Source organism: uncultured Thiohalocapsa sp. (genome assembly GCF_913063425.1).
Taxonomy (GTDB): Bacteria; Pseudomonadota; Gammaproteobacteria; order Chromatiales; family Chromatiaceae; genus Thiohalocapsa.
Genome location: NZ_CAJXYK010000027.1, coordinates 24,378 through 43,619, shown reverse-complemented (window position 1 = coordinate 43,619; position 19,242 = coordinate 24,378). Strand labels below are relative to the sequence as shown.

General features: G+C 68.6%; 13 protein-coding genes. 4 read left to right on the top strand and 9 right to left on the bottom strand.

What is annotated here, in order from left to right:
* Positions 1-4 precede the first annotated feature (4 nt).
* Positions 5-1,600 carry a long-chain fatty acid--CoA ligase gene (locus QZ607_RS15175; RefSeq protein ID WP_295884252.1) on the top strand — a complete coding sequence of 532 codons (1,596 nt, stop codon included), beginning with the start codon at positions 5-7 and terminating at the stop codon, positions 1,598-1,600.
* Between the two features lie 238 nt (positions 1,601-1,838).
* Here QZ607_RS15175 and QZ607_RS15170 read toward each other — a convergent pair whose 3' ends face one another.
* The 4 genes from QZ607_RS15170 to QZ607_RS15155 form a co-directional block, all read right to left on the bottom strand.
* On the bottom strand, positions 1,839-2,045 hold the full coding sequence (locus QZ607_RS15170; protein ID WP_295884339.1) for a Trm112 family protein: 207 nt from the start codon (positions 2,043-2,045) through the stop codon (positions 1,839-1,841).
* Between the two features lie 842 nt (positions 2,046-2,887).
* On the bottom strand, positions 2,888-4,000 hold the full coding sequence (gene zapE, locus QZ607_RS15165) for a cell division protein ZapE (protein WP_295884249.1): 1,113 nt from the start codon (positions 3,998-4,000) through the stop codon (positions 2,888-2,890).
* A 25-nt stretch (positions 4,001-4,025) separates the two neighbouring features.
* Positions 4,026-4,496 (bottom strand): hypothetical protein, encoded by a 471-nt coding sequence (locus QZ607_RS15160; RefSeq protein ID WP_295884247.1) that lies wholly within the window; start codon positions 4,494-4,496, stop codon positions 4,026-4,028.
* A gap of 86 nt (positions 4,497-4,582) precedes the next feature.
* Positions 4,583-8,110 carry an acyl-[ACP]--phospholipid O-acyltransferase gene (locus QZ607_RS15155; RefSeq protein WP_295884245.1) on the bottom strand — a complete coding sequence of 1,176 codons (3,528 nt, stop codon included), beginning with the start codon at positions 8,108-8,110 and terminating at the stop codon, positions 4,583-4,585.
* Positions 8,111-8,323: 213 nt separating this feature from the next.
* Here QZ607_RS15155 and QZ607_RS15150 point away from each other — a divergent pair, with 213 nt between their 5' ends.
* Positions 8,324-8,731 carry a hemerythrin domain-containing protein gene (locus QZ607_RS15150; protein ID WP_295884242.1) on the top strand — a complete coding sequence of 136 codons (408 nt, stop codon included), beginning with the start codon at positions 8,324-8,326 and terminating at the stop codon, positions 8,729-8,731.
* A gap of 65 nt (positions 8,732-8,796) precedes the next feature.
* Positions 8,797-9,249 carry a DUF805 domain-containing protein gene (locus tag QZ607_RS15145; RefSeq protein ID WP_295884240.1) on the top strand — a complete coding sequence of 151 codons (453 nt, stop codon included), beginning with the start codon at positions 8,797-8,799 and terminating at the stop codon, positions 9,247-9,249.
* Between the two features lie 144 nt (positions 9,250-9,393).
* Here QZ607_RS15145 and QZ607_RS15140 read toward each other — a convergent pair whose 3' ends face one another.
* From QZ607_RS15140 to QZ607_RS15130, 3 genes are all read right to left on the bottom strand, one after another.
* Positions 9,394-9,969, bottom strand: a complete 576-nt coding sequence (locus tag QZ607_RS15140) for an ATP-binding protein (protein WP_295884237.1) — start codon at positions 9,967-9,969, stop codon at positions 9,394-9,396.
* A 41-nt stretch (positions 9,970-10,010) separates the two neighbouring features.
* The gene (gene nadA / locus QZ607_RS15135) at positions 10,011-11,096 is read right to left on the bottom strand and encodes a quinolinate synthase NadA (RefSeq protein ID WP_295884235.1); all 1,086 of its coding nucleotides are present in this window, start codon (positions 11,094-11,096) and stop codon (positions 10,011-10,013) included.
* 70 nt (positions 11,097-11,166) lie between these two features.
* Positions 11,167-11,847 (bottom strand): NUDIX domain-containing protein, encoded by a 681-nt coding sequence (locus QZ607_RS15130; protein ID WP_295884232.1) that lies wholly within the window; start codon positions 11,845-11,847, stop codon positions 11,167-11,169.
* 189 nt (positions 11,848-12,036) lie between these two features.
* Between QZ607_RS15130 and nagZ the strand changes: the two genes are divergently transcribed.
* Entirely contained in the window at positions 12,037-13,161 is a 1,125-nt protein-coding gene (gene nagZ, locus QZ607_RS15125; protein WP_295884229.1) for a beta-N-acetylhexosaminidase, read from the top strand.
* Positions 13,162-16,688: 3,527 nt separating this feature from the next.
* On the opposite strand, the gene QZ607_RS15120 is transcribed toward nagZ, so the two are convergent.
* Both QZ607_RS15120 and QZ607_RS15115 read right to left on the bottom strand, forming a co-directional pair.
* Positions 16,689-17,642, bottom strand: a complete 954-nt coding sequence (locus QZ607_RS15120; protein ID WP_295884226.1) for an ROK family protein — start codon at positions 17,640-17,642, stop codon at positions 16,689-16,691.
* A gap of 18 nt (positions 17,643-17,660) precedes the next feature.
* A complete protein-coding gene (locus tag QZ607_RS15115; RefSeq protein ID WP_295884223.1) occupies positions 17,661-19,115 on the bottom strand; it encodes a dynamin family protein in 1,455 nt (484 codons plus the stop codon).
* Positions 19,116-19,242 lie beyond the last annotated feature (127 nt).

Genomic DNA, 19,242 nt, shown 5'->3' with positions numbered 1-19,242 from the left:
GCCGGTGAGCGAGGCGGGCAAGAGCGTCGACGCGCAGCGTTCGGGCGGCGAGGGGGATGGCGCCCGTGATCTGGTGACCCGCTTCCGCGACAGCGCCCGGCTGCGTCCGGAGCGGCCCGCCGTCTTCGCAGACGCGCCCATCTGGACCTACTCCGCCCTCGACATCGCCACCGACGGCGTCGCCGCGTCGCTGCTCGAGCGCGGCATCGCACCCGGTGACCGTGTTGCCCTGTATTGCCCGAACGGGGCGGACTTCGTGGTCGCCTACCTCGGCTGCCTCAAGGCGGGTGCGGTGCTGGTGCCCGTCAACCTGCTGCTGAATCCCCGCGAGATCGCCTTCATGCTGCAGGACGCGGGCGCGCGCGCGCTGTTCTTCCATGCGAGCCTCGCCGAACCCGCGGCGGCGGCGCTGGCGGACGCGCGGGACCTGGGGCTACTGCGCATCGGCATCGGCTTCGAGGACGATGCGCCGCTGCTGGACTGCCACCTGCACCAGCTGGTGCAGCCGAAGGCAGCCCCGTCAGCGCTCCCCGCGGCGGACGATGCAGCGGTGATCCTGTACACCTCCGGCACCACCGGCCGGCCCAAAGGCGCCGTGCTGAGCCATGGCAATCTGGTCGCGAATGCCGTGGCCGTGGCCGACACGCTCGGCATCAAGCCCGGCGTGGATCGGGTGCTCGTGGTGCTGCCCATGTTCCACGCGTTTGCCGGCACCGTGGGCATCGTGATGCCGCTGCTGGCGGGCGCCGCCATCGTCCCCGTGCCGCGCTTCGACCCGCAGGCGATCACCCAGGCCATCGAGATGCACCACGCCACGATTTTCCTGGGTGTGCCGAGCCTGTATGCGGTGCTGATGCGGCTCGGCGACGAGCAGGTGACGGCCTGGAAGTCCGTGCGGCTCGCCATCTCCGGTGGCGCGGCCATGCCGCAGGCGCTGATGGCGTCGTTCGAGCAGCGCTTCGAGATCCCCATCCTGGAAGGGGACGGGCCCACCGAATGCGGCCCGGTGACCGCCGTCAATCCGCCGGCGGGGCCGCGCAAGCCGGGGTCCATCGGCCCGCCGATTCCGGGCGTGGACATGCGCATCTGCGACGGCGAGGGCAACACCCTGCCGGATGGCGAGTATGGCGAGGTCTGCGTGCGCAGCCCTGCGGTGATGCGCGGCTACTGGCAGCTGCCGGAGGACACCGCGCGGGCCTTCTTCGGCGACTGGTTCCGCACGGGCGATCTCGGCTGGCGGGATGCGGATGGGTATTTCTACCTCGTGGATCGGATCAAGGACCTGATCATCAGCAACGGCAGCAACGTTTATCCGCGGATCATCGAGGAGGTGCTGGCGCGGCATCCGAGCGTCAGCGAGGTGGCGGTCGTCGGTGAGCCACACCGCAGCCACGGCGAGATCCCGGTGGCCTACGTCACGGCGGCGGCGGAGCAGCAGCCGGACGCGGCGGCACTCAAGGCCTGGTGTCGGGAGCACCTCGGCAGCCACGAGATCCCGCGCCGCATCGAGATTCTGGAGGCGCTGCCGAAGAATGCCGCCGGCAAGATCCTGAAGCGGGAGCTGCGCCGCAGCGGCGAAGCGGAGCGGGGCGTGTCCTGACGCTTGGCCGCCGACCTTACCTTCAATACCGCTCAGCGTGGGGCTGACAAGCTTTCGCTGCTGCACCTGCACCGAAGTGACGCCAACGGGTCTTGCGCACTGCGAAGCCCGCCTCCGTATCGGTATCGGCGTTGCGGTCGGCATCGATCCCGATCCCGATAGCGATACCGATCCCAATTGTTCGCCGTATGCCGGCGCCGCTGTCCGAAGTTTCGTTGGCCTGTCCGGCCCAGCTGCCTCAGCGCGGCGTCTGTGATTTGCGGATGCGCTCCGCCTCCTCCTCCGAGAGGGTACGCGCATCGGCTTCGATCAGGGCGGGGATGTCGTCGACGATGGGATAGGCGAGCCGGGCTGAGACGGAGATCAGCTCCTGCGCCTCGCGGTCGTAGACGAGGGGCCCCTTGGTCACGGGGCAGACGAGGATGTCCAAGAGCTTCTTGTTCAGCATCGGGTCTCTCCGGGGTGTGGGCCGAGGCGGAGGGCAACTGCGGTGGTCGATCTCAGGCGAGGCATTGTACGGCGCTCGCGCATCCGCTGTCCCGGCACCGGCGCGACGCCGCACCGACGTGCCGCACCGGAACAGATACCCAGAGGCAGGGCGTTCAATCACCCTATGTCAAAATCAGTGACGAGCGGACGCGTGTTTCGGCAACTTGTACCGTGCCACGGCGCAAAGGGTCAGAAATGTGCAATGCGGTTTGCTTTGCAAACTGCAAAAACCCCTGACTCATCCGAGGGTGGAGCGCTCTAAGCCCCTGTTTTGTGGTCTCGGCAGGTCCTTGGTCTGCATTCTGCATTGCTTAAGTCCAGCAGGCGCTGCTGCGGCAGCCTGCGGCAGGCGCGTATCGCCCGGCATCCGCCCCAGCATCCGCAAAGGGGTGGCTCGGTCGGCACGCGGGAGCATGGACCGCCCCACCAGGGCACCAGCGAGGCTGCAGCAACGAGAGAGAGGCCAAGCCGCCAATCGACGCACATAGGGGACTCGCTGGCACGCCCGAGGGTCGATCACGGAGCCAAGGTACGCGACCCACCTGCTGAAACGGACGGTTTTCGCCGCCGTCCGCCCAACACAAGAACGCCGAATCAGCACCCGGACCGGGCAGCGCCCCATCGCGCTGGATTTGACCGCCCAATAACGAACAGCACTGCCGGCCCACGCGCCGGCTTTTTTTTGCCCGCCTGTCGCGTCTCGGGCTCGGCACAACGTACGCGCCGAACGCCACGCCGGCAACAGGGGTTGGCGTCTCAGGGCGCGCGCGACGGGCACAATAGGGCCGCGCGCTCGGCTCAGCCGAGGTGCGGGCGTGCAAGGTAGGCGTCGGTCTGCATCTCCAGGAGCCGGCTCAGGGTGCGCTCGAAGGCGAAGGCCATGTCACGGCCCCGATACAGCCCCGGGGGCGCTGCATCCGCGCTGCAGACGAGCTTGCAGCAGCGGTCGTACAGGGCATCCACCAGGGTCACCAGCCGGTGTGCGCGGTCGCTCTGCTCGTCGTCCAGGGGCCGGAGGTTGGCGAGCAGCACGGTATGGCAACTGCGGGCAAGCTCGACGTAATCGTTCTTGGAGCGCGGGATGTTGCAGATGACATCGAAGTCGAGCCAGACGACGCCACCGTGCCAGGCAACGGTGGGGATCGGCCTGTCGTTGATCAGGATGGGGTCGGTGCGGGCCTCGGCCCCGGCGGTGAGGCCGCGGAAATGGCGGCCGAGGGCGCTGTCCGCGGCGGGGCCGGTGGGCGTGACATAGACGCCGGCCTGCTCCAGCTGCCGCCGGCGGTAGTCCGTGGGCCCGTCCAATGCCAGCACACGGCAGTGGCGGTGCAACAAGTCTATGGCAGGCAGGAAGCGCTCGCGCTGCAGCCCGGCGCGGTAGAGCGCTTCCGGTGGCATGTTGGACGTGGTCACCAGGGTGACGCCGTGCTGAAACAGCGTGTGCAGCAGCCCCGCCATCAGCATGGCGTCGGTGATGTCCTCCACCTGCATCTCGTCCAGGCACAACACCTGGGCCTCGGCGGCGAGTGCAGCGCCGATGTGGGCGAGGGGATCGCGGCGGCCGGTCATCCCGCGCAGCGCTGTGTGCAGTTCCTGCATGAAGCGGTGGAAATGGACGCGCCGCTTGCGGGCAATCGGGAGCGCATCGTGGAAGAGGTCCATCAGCAGCGTCTTGCCGCGGCCGACGCCGCCCCAGATGTACAGGCCCGGAACGGGCGCCGCCTGGGTCGAGCCGCCGAGGAGGCGGCGGGTCCATCCGCGCAGGCGTCCGGGCCGCGCCGCAGCGTTGGGGATAGAGGCGCCCAGCGCCGCGTGCAGCGCATCCAGCGCGCCGATGGCCTGCTGTTGGGCGGGGTCCGCGTCGAGGCGGCCCGCATCGACCGCGGCGCGGTAGGCGGCGGACGGCGTCATGCCGGCAGCGATGGGCTTGCCGGGCTCAGTCCTGTGCCGGGCGCTGATCGGGCGCCGCTGCCGGCGTGGGGTCCGGCACCTGCGGCAGGTCCGAGCAGTCGGGGCTCAGGCCCTGTGCCACGCGCTCTGCCCGCGCCACGTCCAGGAACAGGCCGATGTCGCGCTCCCGCCGCTCGGGGGTGAGGGTGCGCCCCTTGGCTGCTTCCCAGGCCTCGGCGATGCGCGGATACAGGGCCTCGGCGTCCGCGTCCTCGCCCATATCGCGCAGGATGGCGGCCTTGAGCGCCCAGCCGCGGTGGATGTTCTGCGCGTTACCGCGGGCGATGGCGTTGTCCGCCAGCTGCAGCGCCTGCGCATGGCGACACTTGCTGAGCGCAAGCAGCGCCAGACGGTTGTCCGGCCCCATGGGGTCCTCGCCGCAGCCCGTGAGCAGCAGGGCCGCCAGCAGGCCGGGCAGCAGGGCGGGCAGCACGACGGGCGAAAGCAGGTAGGACATCCCAACACCGGCGAGGGTTGGCGAGCTTGCGCGACGGCGCGGCAGAAGGGCAGCGGGCATGAAGTGCATGTGGGATTCGCTCTGCGTCAGGGGTGCGGTTGGGCCGCGGCGTCGGCCGGTGATGCGCCGGCCCCGCCGGCAGGTGCGAGCCGCGCCTCGGCCAGACGCCGCGCGGCTGCGAAGTCGGTCTTGCCGCTGCCGAGTTTGGGGACAGCCTTCACCGCGAGCACGGCGGCGGGCAGCAGCAGCGGCTCCATGCCCGCCTCCAGCAGGGTGGTGCGGACCTGGTCGGGGTCCAGGTCCGCGGCGAGCAGCAGGACGACCCGCTCGCCCTTTTTTGGGTCCGGCAGGGCCACGGCGCAGAGCTCCAGCTCCGCTCGGCCGAGCGCCCGGCGGACGCGGGCTTCGACGGCGCCCAGGCTCACCATCTCGCCGCCCAGCTTGGCGAAGCGCGAATAACGATCGACGATGGTCAGGAAGCCGTCGGCATCCAGGTGGCCCTTGTCACCGGTTTTGTACCAGCGCTGGCCGTCCAGCTCAACGACGGCAGCGGTGGTGCGCTCGGGATCATCGAGGTAGCCCTTCATGACCTGCACGCCGCCGATGAGGATCAGCCCGTCCGCGCCGGTGGGCAGGGTCTTGAGCGTGTCCGGGTCCACGATGCGGAAGCTGGTGCCGGGCAGGGGCATGCCCACGGTGCCGGGCTTGCTGCCGGTCTGCACCTTCCAGTTGCCGATCTCGATGGCGTCCGGGACGTTGACGCTCGCCACGGGCGTGGTCTCGGTGGCCCCGTAGCCTTCATAGATGCGCTTGCCGAACTTCACCGCGAAGGCATCCCGCACATCCGGACTCAGGCGCTCGGCGCCCGCCACCACGATGCGCAGGCTGTCCAGCATCAGCGGGTGCACCCGCCGGTGGCGGACGTAGAGGCGCAAGAAGGTGGAGGTGCTGCAGAGCACCGTGGCCTTGTAGCGGGCGATGGCCTTGGCGTTGCCCAGCGCGTCCGTCGGGTCCGGATGGCAGACCATGGGGATGCCCTCCAGCAGCGGCAGGGCCGTGGTGGCGGTGAGGCCGAAGGCGTGGAACAGGGGCAGGTTCGAGAGCATCAGGTCGTCCGTTTCCGTGTTCAGCACGTCGGCGATCTGCCGGACGTTGCCCAGGATGTTCCGATGCGTGAGCTCGACGCCCTTGGGCGCGCCCTCGCTGCCCGATGAGAACAGGATGGCCGCCGTGTCCTCCGGGTGGACGCGATGGCAGTACAGTGGGCGCAGCAGCCAGGCGGGCAGGGCGATGGCGGCGGCTAGCGCCGTTAGTCCCTGGACTTTGCCGACGCCGGCGCGGATGTCCTCCATGCAGTGGAGCCGCGCGCCGGCGAGCAGCGTCTCCGCCTGGATGCCGCGCTGCGCGAGCTTGCGCAGGAAGCGCTCCGCCGTGACGATGTTGCGGATGCCCGCTTTGTCGAGTGCAGCGGCGATGGCCTCCGGGCTCGCCGTGTAGTTCAGGTTCACCACCGTTTTGCCGGCGAGCCAGCCCGCGAGGTTGGCGATGACCCCGGCGCCCGAGGCCGGCAGCAGGATGCCCAGATTCCGCTCCGGACAGCGCCTGCGTATGGCCGCCGCGAAGATGAGCACGGCCGCGATGAGCCGGCGGTTGGTGAGTGCCGAGCCGCCCGCCGCGTCGAAGACCACCGGTACGCCGAGGCGGCGCTTGGCGGCGGCGAGCCAGGCCGCGGGCAGGGTCGGCAGCGTCTGCACGTGCTGGCTCCAGGAGCTGACCGAGAGCTCGAAGACGGCCTGCTTGACCCGCTGCGCATCGCTGTCCATGGGCAGGGGCGTGCCGAAGGCGACGATGACATCCCGCGCGCGGCCGTCGCGTCGGCTGGCCTTGAGCTTGTCGCTGGCGTTGGAAAAGCGGCTGCCCCAGAGCCCGCGCAGGTAGAAGGGCAGGATCACGCCGCGGGCGCCCTGTGCGGCGCGCTCGAAGCCGCGCTTGAACTCCGCGAGCTGGGCGTTCTTGCTGAGCGTACCCTCCGGAAAGACGCAGACCAGCTCGCCCGCGTTGATAAGCTCGGTGACCCGGCGCAGGGCATGGCCGCTGCTTGCGCCGGAGATCGGCACCACCCCGAAGAAGTCCAGGAACCACTTGAGCCACCAGCGCTCGTAGATCACCCGCTCCATCACGAACCGCACCGGCCTGGGGCTTGCCATCTGCAGCATGGCCCAGTCGATCCAGCTGATGTGGTTGCCGAGCATGAGCACGCCGCCCTGGGGCGGCATGTTGTGGAGGCCGATCACCTGAAGGCGATAGCGCACTGCCATGAGCCGGCCGATGAAGAAGCGCACCAACGACTGCGGCAGCTGCCAGACGGTGTAGACCGCGCCGCCGAGCCCCACCCCCGCGAGCGCCACCATGATGGCCCGGCTGCCGGTGTCCGCCAGGGCCGAGATCACGGTGACGATGAGCCCGCCCAGCATGATCCAGTTCAGGATGAAGTTCTTCGCCGCCAGCACGCGGCCCAGCTCGCGCTCGCCGGCGTTGAACTGGATCAGGGCGTTGAGCGGCACGATGAACATGCCGGCGAGCAGCCCGAGTGCCAGGAAGTTGACGCCGTGCAGCCAGGTGACGCCGATGGCCGGCAGCACGAAGAGCGTGGCCGCGATGCCGAGTGCACTGAAGGGGATCAGCCCGGTTTCCACGTGGTCCCGGGCGATGCGCCCGGCGATGGCGGCGCCGATGATGATGCCGATGCCGGCGAAGGCCATGACGCCCTGGATGACTACGGTGTTGGTCTCGCCGAGGCTGTCTTCCACGAAGGCCGGGAAGGCCGCCAGCAGCACCTGCGAGATGCCCCAGAAGACGCCGAGCCCGATGATGGAGAGCCAGATGACCTTGTTGTCCCAGGCGGCGTGCAGGTTGTGCAGCAGATAGCGCCCGCGCAGGTACTGCGCCCAGTCGAAATGCATGGCGGGCTCGCCGGCGCGCTTGTCCGGCAGGCGGTAGGCCAGCGCCACCTCCACCAGCGAGCCGAGCACCAGGAACCAGCCCACCGGCGCGATGCGGCGCATGATCTCGTCCGGCGGCAGGCCGGTGCCGCCGATCTCGCCGCTGGGTGTGGCGAGCATCAGCTCGAACAGCACCGAGAAGCTCAGGATGCCGGCCAGGATGGCGATGCTGGAGCTCGCCTGCACCCAGGCGTTGGCAGGGGTCAGCGCCTCGATGCCGCAGAGCTCCTTGATGTAGCCGAACTTGGACGGCGAGTAGATGGCGCTCTGCAGTGCCAGCACGAAGGTCATGACGAACGCCGGCCAGAACAGCCCGAGGTAGTAGCAGGCGGTGATGCCGAGCGTGATGCCCACCGCCACCCAGGCGGCGGTGCGCATGACGCGGTTCTTCGGCCAGCGGTCGGCGAGCCAGCCCGAGGGTGTGAACAGCAAAATGAATGGCAGCAGGATCAGGGCGTTGACCAAAGCCGTGAGCCAGATCTGCTCGGGGCCGTCGTAGGCCTTGAACAAGGTATTCTGGATGATGATCTTGTGGCCGAGATCGACGAAGCTGTTCAGGAACACCACCACGACGAACGGCGCGAAGCCCGGCATGCGGGTGAGTTTGGTCATCGATGGGCCTCCGCTGGGACAGGCGCCGGGTCTCGGCTGGGGCAGCGCGCATTCTAGCCGCGGATGCGCAGCATCGTGACCGATTGCGCGCTGGCGGCGGCACTCCGGCACCGCCGCTGACCTCTGCCGTTGCACTTGACCCAGCGGCGTCCGGTACGATCCGCAAGCGGTGATCGGCGGCGGCGGGCATGGCCCCGCCCGGGAGAGACAGCCTTGAGCGAAGCACTGGTCTGGCGTGATGCCTGGGCCCTCGGCGTCGAGCTGCTGGATGCGCAGCACCGCGACATGGTGCGTCTGATCAACCAGGTGCTGGACCCGGCGGCGGAAAGCGCTGTCGGTGCCCGTCTGGATGCCCTCATCGCACACCTGCGACGCCATTTCGACACCGAGCAGGTGTTCCTGCGCGCCATCGACTATCCGCTCACCGACCAGCATTGCCGCGAGCACGCCCTGCAGCTCGCCGAGCTGGTGGACCTGCGCCGGGCGGTGGCCGGCGATACTGGGGCGCTGAGTGCTGAGGACCGGGCCGGCATCCGGCAATGGTTCTTCAACCACGTCGTGGCGGAGGACCGGCGCTTCGGCGCCTACTACCGGCGCGTGGTGTGCGGCGCCACGGAGTGAGCCCACTTGCGGGACCGGGTTAACCTATGCGGCACAGGCCCCACCCACCACAGGAGATCCGATCCATGTTCAAAGCCCTATGGGGCGACGTCCAAACGGGGCGCCTGAAACGTATCCCGTTCCTCGGCTGGTACCTGGTGGTCCTGGCGCTCGCCTTGGTGCTGAGCTTCGGCCTCGGCGCCTTCATCGGTGCGGCCGAGCGCATGGCGGGCGGCGAGCCCATCGAGACGCAGGTGGCGCTGGAGCAGAGCCTCGGTCCGGTGGGCCTCATCACCGTCGCCGCCGTCTTCGCGCTGCTGCTGTTGGGGCAGATGAACATCATGGCCAAGCGGGTGCGGGACATGGGCCTGCCCATGGCCTGGCTCATCGTGCTGGCCTGGCTGCTGGTCTCGGGCCTGGTGTCGTCCGTGGGCGGCCCGGTGCTGGGCGGGCTCCTGAGCCTGCTCGTGCTGCTGGCGCTGCTTCTGGTGCCCACCGGCGCGCTCGGCAAGGGTGGCGCCGGGGCGGCCCAGCCGTGACCTCGTGCTTGCGGTTTACGCGCCAGCAGGCTCGGGCGCACTGCTGGCGTCAGCGAGGCCGGGCTCAGCGTAGGTTTGGCGTTCACTTGATCGGTGCGAACGCGTCGGCTTGCAGCACGCGCTGCGTTCCGGTGGGCGCCGCCGTCAAGGGTCCCGGGAAAGAACGATCGACAGGCGCGCCGCAACGGCACGGGCGACGTCGTTCTCCAAACAGGTGGGTACGCGCTCCGGCACGTAGCCGAGCCGGCGATAGGCGCCCAGGATCGCCTCTCCGAGGGCCTGGGCCGCGCCCGCGTCTTCGAACCGCAATCCGTCCGCCTGGAGCGCCAGCCCCTCCAGATAGAACACCCGCCGATAGCGCCGTCGGGCGCCGGCAACCAGATGACCGGTTTCCAGCGCCAGCTGCTCGAAGTAGGCGATGCTGTCCGGCAGGGCACGGTCCAGAAACAGGGGCTCCTGCGGGTCCAGTGCCTGCTCGATGCGATGCTGGCGTGCGGCGATGCCGTGCTGGATGCGCGCCTGAAGCGCGGCGTCGGCGGCGATTTCCGCGGGCGTGACGCCGAGCTCCGCGATGTGCGCCCGCGCCGTCTCCGGCACCACGCGATGCCCGCGGGCGGCGAGGGCCTCGATGAGGGTGGTCTTGCCGGCGGACGGCGGACCGGTGATGACGCACCAGGCAGTGTTGACGGGGGGCTCGCGGTGCTGCGCTGCCATCGCCATCCAGAGCGTCTGCTGCGGGCGCCAGCCGCCGCGGCCGGCGCTCAGTCGCTGTCCTTGCGCGCGCCGATGCCGCGTGTGCGGGCGAAGTCCAGCATGCGCTGGATGGGCACCACGGCGCGCCGGCGGATGTCTTCGGGGATCTGGATCTCCTGGTCGTGGGTGCGCAGCACCTGCTCCAGGTTCTGCAGCGCATTCATGGCCATCCAGGGGCAGTGCGCGCAGCTTTCGCAGGTGGCGCCCTCGCCGGCGGTTGGCGCGGCGATGAGGGTCTTGTCCGGCGCCAGCTGGTGCATCTTCCAGAAGATGCCCTCGTCGGTGGCGACGATGAACTCCTTGTTCGGCATGCCCGTGACGGCCTTGATGAGCTGCGTCGTCGAGCCGACCACGTCGGCCTGGTCCACGACCTCGTCCGGTGACTCCGGATGCACCAGCACCGCGGCGTCCGGGTGCAGGCGGCGCACCCGGTCCAGCGCGAAGGCCTTGAACTCCTCGTGCACCACGCAGGCACCGTCCCAGAGCAGTACATCGGCACCCGTCATGCGCTGGACATAGTGCCCGAGGTGCTTGTCCGGCGCCCAGAGAATCTTCTCGCCCTGCGCGTGCAGGTGCTCCACCACCGGCAGTGCGATGCTGGAGGTGACCACCCAGTCCGAGCGGGCCTTCACTTCGGCACTGGTGTTGGCGTAGACCACCACCGTGCGGTCCGGATGGGCGTCGCAGAAGGCGGCGAAGGCGTCCGGTGGGCAGCCCTCGTCCAGGGAGCAGGTGGCCTTCAGCGTCGGCATCAGCACCCGTTTCTCGGGGTTCAGGATCTTCGCCGTCTCGCCCATGAAGCGCACGCCGCAGACCACCAGGGTGTCGGCGTCCGACTCGCTGCCGAAGCGTGCCATCTCCAGTGAATCCGCCACATGGCCGCCGGTCTCCTCGGCCAGGGCCTGGAGGTCGCCGTCGACGTAATAGTGCGCCACCAGCACGGCGTTCTGCTCGGCGAGCAGGGCCTTGATACGGTCCTTGAGCGCGGCCTTGTCGGCGGCGCCGAGCGGCGGCCACTGCGGCGGCTTCGGCACCTGCATGCGGTCCCGGACCAGGGTCTTGAGGTCCGGGTTGTCGGTGGCGGTGGTCGTCATGGTCGGTCTCCTGTGGCGGTGATGCCGCGCGGGGTGCGCGCCGTGCATCACCTGGGCGGTCACCTGGGCGTCACCTGAGATAGGTCACACGCTCGCGGTCCGTGAGCCGGTAGAGGCGGGCGGGGCGGTGACTGCCCCGCCTGCGCACCTCGCCGGTGGCCTCGATCTGCGCGAGCGCCAGTGCCCACTTGCGGAAGTTGCGCTTGTCGAGCTCGGCGTCAAGCAGCGTCTCGTAGACCTGCTGCAGCTCGCCGAGGGTGAAGGTCTCCGGCAACAGCTGGAAGGCGATGGTGGAGTAGTCCAGCTTTGCCAGCAGCCGGCGGTGGGCGGTGGCGATGATGTCGGCGTGGTCGAAGGCGAGCGCCGGCAGCGCATCCAGCCGGAACCAGGCCGCGTCGGCGGCGTCGTCGCCTGCCTGCACCGCCAGGCGCTCCGCCGGGGCCAGTGCGAAATAGGCGACGCTCACCACCCGCTCGCGGGGGTCCCGGCCCACGGTGCCGAAGGTGTAGAGCTGCTCCAGGTAGACATCCTGCACGCCGGTTTCCTCGGCGAGCTCGCGGGCGGCACAGGCATCCAGGTCCTCGTCGATGTCGAGAAAGCCGCCCGGCAGCGCCCAGGTGCCGGCGAAGGGCGGGTTGCCGCGACGGATCAGCAGCAGCTGAAGGGCATCCTCGCGGAGGGTGAACACGGCGATGTCCGTGGTCACCGCGGGGTGCGGGTGGCTGTAGCAATGCGGCTTGGGTGCGGACATGGCCTTGGGGCGACGCGCCGGCGCTGCGATGGACACCTGTATTGAAACATAGTGTACCGGGTACACCAGCGCAAGGGCGCCGCCGGCTCATGCCCTGGGCGAGTGCCGGGGAGCCGCAGCGAGTGCGGCGCCTATAATGGCCGCCGTTGCCAACCAACGGCGCCGTCGCGGGCGCCCGGAGCTGCCGCCATGCCTGCAAGCCACCTCGCCGGAGGGCTGTTCATTCTGGGCTTCGACGGCCTTGCCGTGGACGCGGCCCTGGCGGAGACCGTCCGGCGCTGGCGGCCCGCGGGCTTCATCCTGTTCCGGCGCAACATCGCCGCACCGGAGCAGGTGGCGCGACTGTGCCGGGACCTGCGCCGCCTGTATCCCGCGGACGACCCGCCGCTCATCAGCGTGGACCAGGAGGGCGGTCGCGTGGCGCGCCTGCGCGCGCCCTTCACGGAGCTGCCCGCGGCGCGGGTGCTGGGCCGGCTCTATGCGCGCAGCGGCTCGCTGGCGCTGGTGCAGCAGGCCGCGGCGGTGACGGCGGCGGAGCTCACCGCCGTCGGCATCAATTTCAACTTCGCGCCGGTGCTGGACGTGGACAGCAATCCGGACAATCCCATCATCGGCGACCGCGCCTACGGCGGCACGCCGGAACTCGTCTCGGCGGTCGCCCGCGCCGTGGTCGCAGCCTATCAGGCCCAGGGGCTCATGGCCTGCGGCAAGCACTTCCCGGGCCATGGCGACACCGATGTGGACTCCCACGTCGGGCTGCCGGTGGTGAACCGGGACCGCGAGTCACTGGAGGATATCGAGCTGCCGCCGTTCCGGGATGCGGCGGGCGCCGGCGTCGCCGCCATGATGACGGCCCATGTCCTGTATCCCGCCCTGGACCCGGACTGGCCCGCGACCCTGTCCCGGTCCATTCTCACCGGCCTGCTGCGGGAGGAGATGGGCTTCGACGGACTCATCGTCACCGACAACATGGAAATGCGCGGCGTCTGGGGCCGTTGGCCGCCGGCGGAGCTGGCCCGGCGCGCCGTGGGCGCCGGCTGCGACTTGTTCATCGGCGGCGGCGGCGGGTTGGACGGCCGCCATCCGCAGACCGACATCCAGTTCGCGCTGATGGAGGCGCTGGCGGCGCAGATCGCGGCCGGGGAGGTGCCGCGTGTGCGGGTCGAGGCATCGCTGGCGCGCATCCGCCGGATCAAGGCGTCGGTGCTGAGGGCGCAGCCGGACATCGACCCGAATCAGGTCGCCGGGCGCATCGGCACGCCCGAGCATCAAGCCGTGGCGGCGGCGCTCCGCGCGGCGGCGACCGCGGCCTAGGGCTCGCCGGCGAGCGAGGGGACGGCGTTTGCGGTGCAACGTTGTGCGCAGCCCGGCGCTTGCTGGCCAGGGGAGCGAAGCGACGCTTGGCCAGCAAGCGGTTGGGATGATGCAGTTAGCCCATGAGCTTGTCGTATTCGGCGTGAGTGCCAAGCCGGAACCACTGTATCCCGTCAGCAACGGAAACGCCTAGAGCGCGATACTTCGCTCCAACCCGGACGCTCCGAGACTGCCCTTGCCTGATGAGCGAATATTGACATTGGGCCATTCGGTACGGTTCCTGCTGATTGGCCGCATCAGAGTCGCAGTTCTCTTTGCAGGTTTCTACCAAGTCGTAACAGCTTTGAGTGCCGCCTGCAGTCGCCGGCGTCTGTACGACGCAGACGAGAAGCACGGAAGCGAAGAGTCTTGGCGCACGATTTGGACTCCGCGGAAAGGGACCCGGCGTAGGGACTCCGGTTACCCGGAGCCCCCGCCACAGACCCGGACGAGCGGTTTTCCCGCATCCGGTTCCTCGATTGCACCAGCTTATCAAGCGGACCGTCACAGTTGCCCGTTTCATGGTCCAGTTGCTTAGTCCCCGCAGTGAGGTTGGCTCGTGTTGATCCGATCCTGCATGTCCGGCACGAGTTTCCTTTCCGAGCTGGGTGCTGCCGTCGGGTCCTTCGCGATGTGGCCGGCTTTCCCGATCTCCGACTACTATGCCCGATAAGATACCCGGTCGGCATGCGGCGATCTCCCGCCTGCCCGCGCGCTCCCTGTTCGACGACTCCACGCGAGCGCACGCCGCCAGCCTGTGAACAAGTGGGCTTTCCACCCGTTCGTGTCCCAGCCCGGTCGGTTTCATCGTTTCACCTCGTACAGGAGCCTTCGGGGCTTCCCGAGCTCTCTGACGCCTCTCTTCCTGCATACATCAGCCTGAGGACTCCGGCGGACATCCACACGCTCGCCCTTAGCGCGTGCTTCATGTTGGCTTCCAGGACGTTAACACTGTCGCCATCCGCGGGTTAGCTTTCTCGAAGCTGCCCTGATCCGCACGAGGCGCACTTCAGGGTGCGCGACCACCCCTACGGCCTACAGGATTCTCTGTGTACGCTTGCCCGGCTTTCTGTTCGCACGGCACAAAGCTCCGCAACCGGACCAACACTCGATACGGGTGGGTGGCTGGCCGTTACCCGTCCGGGACTTTCTCCCGGCAAGAGACGCCGAGCTTTGCTCGGCGCTATAACGTTATGCACAGCCCGAGCGCATGCTGCCGAGCCGCCCGCGTCAGCGGCGGCTCGGCAGCATGCGCTCGGGCTGGTGCAATCGTTGGGCGTCTTCTCATTGGTTCGGTGGGGTGCTTATTGAGCTCGGCCCCCTTCCGCCTCGGTTCGCTCGAAGCGGCATGCGGAAGTCATTACCGTGTTCCATATAGCCCTTACCGGAGTCTGAAGCCCTTTGATTTCATGCATTCTTGGTAAGCGATCTGTCGTTCGCTTGCTGGCAATCGGTACTTCATAATCTCGTATTTGCAAGCGGACTGCTCCGAGACACGATCTCTCGGGCTGACCCCCTCCTTATGCCAAGATGGGGCGCTAGCGCAGCCTACTAGTGCGATTGCGAGAGATGGAATAGTGACAATACTACGCATGAGCCGCAAGATCATTCTCCGCTTCATGATGCTAGTAGACGAGTTTTTGGGATGACGGCGGGACTTGTTCCAAGCCCGACATCTATTCGGCGACTCAACGATCCGCATAAGCCCCCGGCTGCACACATCGAACCAGAAGTGTCCGTCCATGTCCAGCACCTTAGGGACGAACGGTGCTTGCATTCTTGGGGGCTTATGTGGCGTGTTGGCCGCATATACGCCTCAGGACGGTCGATCAGCCGCATAAGCCCGGCTGTGGCGAGGGTGTGGTGTGCCAGTAAACATTGATAGAACACAGTGTTTAGCGTCTCAGTGGAAGCGTCGTCGCAGGTTGCTTATGCGGGCTGCGCGGGTGTGCACGGTGTGACTCCGAGGACTGCGGGAGCGGTGCGCGTTGCACACGGGCTTGCAGTCAGTTCGAGAACTGTTTTTAAAGACAGTATTGGAGAGCCTGGAGGATTTGTCATGCAGCCGCTAACCAGGCAGCGGGCCGAACAGTCGCGCCGCAACGCATCACATGCCCGCCGGCACCGGCATCCGGTCACACCCTGCCGGAGCCCGGCCGGCGCGCGCCGCGGCTGCTGGAACAGGTGCGGGAGCGGATCAGAGCGCGCCACGACAGCTATCGCACCGAGTGGGATCAACCGGGCCAAGCAGCGCGAGTATGTGACTGTGGTGCTCAATCGGGAGGAGATGGCGGCGGTGCTGGGGCGGCTGTCGGGGCGCGAGTGGTATGTCTTCCCGGCGTCGCACCGCTCGCGGGACCCGATCACCGGCCGCATCAAGCGAGACCACATCGATGCGTCCGTGATGCATGTGCTTCAGCGCGGCGGGGGCGCCGTGCGCCGTCCGGCGGATGCGCTGCTGGGCGGCATGGGCGCTGCCCCCCTACGTGTCAACCTCCAGGCCGGCGGCGCTGGTGAGAGGCAGTCCACTGGTTTTGGTGTTGTGGGGCCCCCGGCGCGAGGGTGGAGGCGGGCAGTGCAGGGGCGTTGCCGGGGTGAGGCGGACGGGTCCGACGGAGGTCCTTGCCGCAGGGCGGCCGTCAGCGGCCATGCATGTGAGGGCCTTGATCATGACTCCGACCACCACGTAACCAGCGCGACGGGACGCAGAGCGTCCGCCCCAGCTCCCACGCTGGAGCGTGGGAGCCAGAGCGCCAGAGTCCGGCCCGTGAGAGGGCCGCCGGTCCGGCACAAGGTCAGGGCTGGCCGAAGCGACCCCCGCGCCCCCGCCCCGATCGTGGCGCGGTGGGTCAGTGTCGGCGCTCGACGGGGCTGATGCGGCTGGGTCATCGTCGGCGGGGGCGGACGCATCCTGGTCCGTCCTGCTCTCCGGTCCGAGCATGATGGCGAGCGGGCGCTCAAGCTGCGCTGCTGGAGCCGGGCGATCACCCATGCCGCGCGGGGTACGACCTTGAAATGAAGTCGCAAGCTGTTTCGACGCGGCGAGAAGAGGCTTGCGCAGCGGGACTAATAGAAGAAGCTCGCGCAGAGACGCAAAGACGCAAAGACGCAAAGACGCAAAGACGCAGAGACGCAGAGACGCAAAGCTTAAGAAAGCTGGTTGGTCGCTGTCACCAATACGCTTTTCTCTTCTTCTTTGCGTCTTCGCGTCTCTGCGCGAGATATTTCTTTCTTGTGTTGTCTGCGTGACATGGCGCTTCCCAATGCACATTATGTGGAGGCCGTTTCCGGCGGGCGACCGCTGCAGGTGCCTTTTTATCGCTCAGACGCCGCCGACGCTGGATTGAGCCGCGACTCCGGCGGGCCGGCTGGCCAGCCGGTGATCCCGGTCAGCCGGGCGCCGGCGAGACGGCTGGTATCCGAGTCCGGTTTCCCGTCGGAAGGGTGCACCAGGCCACTGCCTTTCCAGTCCTGAACCTGGGGATACCTCAGCCTTGGAGCCCAATGTCCGGCCATAACATCGCCGCCCCGCGCACGCCGCTGCTGTCGCCGAAGCGCGGCGGCAGGATGCGCGTGGCGAGGCCGTCGGAGAAGACGTGCTCGGCCACCAGAGCGGGTAGATGCCGGTACAGGCGCTCAAGCTTCGACAGCCCGCCGCCGAGCACGATCACGTCCGGGTCCAGCAGGTTGATCACCGCCGCCAGGGCCCGGGCGAGGCGCTGTTCGTAGGTCTGAAGCGTCGCCTCGGCGCCCGCATCCCCCGCTGCCGCGGCGGCGGCGATGGCCGCGGCGTCCAGGCGCCGCCCCGTGGCCCGCTCGAAGGCGGCGCTGAGCCCGGGGCCGGAGCAGAAGGTCTCGATGCAGCCGTGCCGGCCGCAGTAGCAGGGCGGTCCCGGCAGCTCGTCGGGCTGCGGCCAGGGCAGGGGATTGTGGCCCCATTCGCCGGCGATGGCGTTGGGGCCTTGCAGCAGGCGCCCATGCACCACGATGCCGCCGCCGGTGCCGGTGCCGATGATCACACCGAAGACGCTCGCTGCACCGGCGGCGGCGCCGTCCGTGGCCTCCGACAGTGCGAAGCAGTCGGCATCATTGGCAATGCGCACCGGACGCCCGAGCCGGCGCGCGAGATCGGCCTCCAGCGTGCGGCCGTTGAGCCAGATAGAGTTGGCGTTGCGCAGTCGGCCGTCGAAGGGCGAGATGGCGCCCGGAGTGCCGACGCCGATGCCGGCGGCACAGGGGCCTTCCGTGCTGAGCGCTGTGGCCAGCTCGGCGATGGCGGTGAGGGTGGCGTCGTAGTCGTGTCGCGGGGTGGGGATGCGGCGGCGCTGGCGCAGCTCTCCCGCCGCCGTCAACACCGCGCCCTCGATCTTGGTGCCGCCGAGGTCGATGCCGATGCGCCCGGGCACCGACAGCGCGCCGGCGCTCTGCCCCTGCTCGCTCATGCGACGAACCGGCGGTACTCAGTCCGGGAGACCCTTTGGGTTGGTGAAGCGCTCGTTCAGGCTCTGCACATAGCTTTCGCAGTCGTGCAGCACCTTCGCGATGCGACCCTCCGACCAACTGCCGAGGCCGAACGGGCGGCCCGCGAATTCACGCCCCCAGCGCTTGGTGTTGGCGGTGAACGCCGCGAGGATGTCGCCGGGCAGATCCTTGCCCTTCACCTGCCGCCGCAGCCAGCGGCGCACCGTCGCTGCGGCGATCCTGCGCACACTGACGTGGAGCAGCACCAGCAGCAGCAGCGCCAGGCCCTCGGCGTACTGCAGCGCGTGGTCGATGCCTTGGGTCTCCATCCAGGCGAGCCAATCGGGCTGATAGGTTAGGCCCTGCCAGTGACCGGCGGAGATGCTCCAGGCGAGAAAGAGTGCCGCGGCAGCGCCCACGGCGACGAGGTCGAGCAGCAGGGTCCGGGAGCGCCATTTGCGGATCGCCTGGGTCAGTATCGGGATGGTCTCGTCGGCGAGCTCGTTGGCGACGGCACGCAGGGAGGCGACGATGCGATAGGCGCGCTCAACCTCCACCTGGTCCATGCGCTGGTAGATTTCCTCGAGATCGGCATCGCGCTTGGCCTCGAAGCGCTGGCGCCGGGTGGCATCGGCGATGGGCGGCGCCGACTGGCTGAAGGTGGTGAAGAAGCGCCCGGTGGTCATGCCCACTTCGCCCAGGGCACGCAGCCAGGCCGCCACCACGTCCTCCGGGTTGTCCTCTTTCGCCGTGGCGTCCAGCTGGTTCAGCACGAACAGGAACTTGCTGGAGTCCGCGCGGTTCTTCGTCTCCACCACCAGGTGCTGCAAGGTATCGCGCATGGCCCCGGGCTCGGGGTGGCGTGCGTCGAACATCACGATCACCAGGTCGGAGAGCCCGATCATGTGATCCGTGATGCTCAGGATGGCGTCGCGCTGGGCATCGGCGTCGAAGCCCGGGGAGTCGATGAGAATCTTGCCCTTCAGACGGTCGCTGCGGCAGGTCTTGAGCTGAAGATAGGCGTCGATGCGCTTCCCCTCGCCGCCGGCCACGCGCTCGATCTGCTGCGACATCTGATAGAACGGAAAGCGCGGGTCCGAATCCAGCGAGATGCCGGGCAGGGCATGACTGCGGCTCTCCGGGCTGTAGACGATGACCGTGAAGCGGTCGTCCACCGCCTGGTTGCCGGTGCGCTGGATGGTCTGACCCAGGAAGTCGTTGATGAAGGTGGATTTGCCCGCGGAGAAGGTACCCAGCACGGAGATCAGCGGCCACCAGGGCACCTTGCTTGCGAAGGATCGGTTCTCCGGCAGCAGGCGCATGTCATAGGCGACGCGGTCGAGGGTGCGGAAGCTCTGCACCGCATTGAGCAGAATCGGGTTCTCCTGCTCCAGGTGGGCCTCGAGGTCGCTCAGGCGTTGCTGCACGGTTTCCGGTCCGAGCGCGGATGGCATCGGCGGTCTCCTCATCGCTGCTTGGGTGGGGCGGCGTCTGTCCGGCTGGGCGTGCAGGTGACGGGTCCGGCGCGGGTTCGACGCAGAACGGTAGCTGGGCGCGACCGCTCGGCGGCTGCCTGGCGCC

Bases quoted from the DNA above. Each gene is read 5' to 3' on its own strand.
- zapE (WP_295884249.1), bottom strand. From the start codon at position 4,000: ATGACGCCGTCCGCCGCCTACCGCGCCGCGGTCGATGCGGGCCGCCTC.
- QZ607_RS15160 (WP_295884247.1), bottom strand. From the start codon at position 4,496: ATGTCCTACCTGCTTTCGCCCGTCGTGCTGCCCGCCCTGCTGCCCGGC.
- QZ607_RS15155 (WP_295884245.1), bottom strand. From the start codon at position 8,110: ATGACCAAACTCACCCGCATGCCGGGCTTCGCGCCGTTCGTCGTGGTG.
- QZ607_RS15145 (WP_295884240.1), top strand. From the start codon at position 8,797: ATGTTCAAAGCCCTATGGGGCGACGTCCAAACGGGGCGCCTGAAACGT.
- QZ607_RS15140 (WP_295884237.1), bottom strand. From the start codon at position 9,969: ATGGCGATGGCAGCGCAGCACCGCGAGCCCCCCGTCAACACTGCCTGG.
- nadA (WP_295884235.1), bottom strand. From the start codon at position 11,096: ATGACGACCACCGCCACCGACAACCCGGACCTCAAGACCCTGGTCCGG.
- QZ607_RS15130 (WP_295884232.1), bottom strand. From the start codon at position 11,847: ATGTCCGCACCCAAGCCGCATTGCTACAGCCACCCGCACCCCGCGGTG.
- nagZ (WP_295884229.1), top strand. From the start codon at position 12,037: ATGCCTGCAAGCCACCTCGCCGGAGGGCTGTTCATTCTGGGCTTCGAC.
- QZ607_RS15120 (WP_295884226.1), bottom strand. From the start codon at position 17,642: ATGAGCGAGCAGGGGCAGAGCGCCGGCGCGCTGTCGGTGCCCGGGCGC.
- QZ607_RS15115 (WP_295884223.1), bottom strand. From the start codon at position 19,115: ATGCCATCCGCGCTCGGACCGGAAACCGTGCAGCAACGCCTGAGCGAC.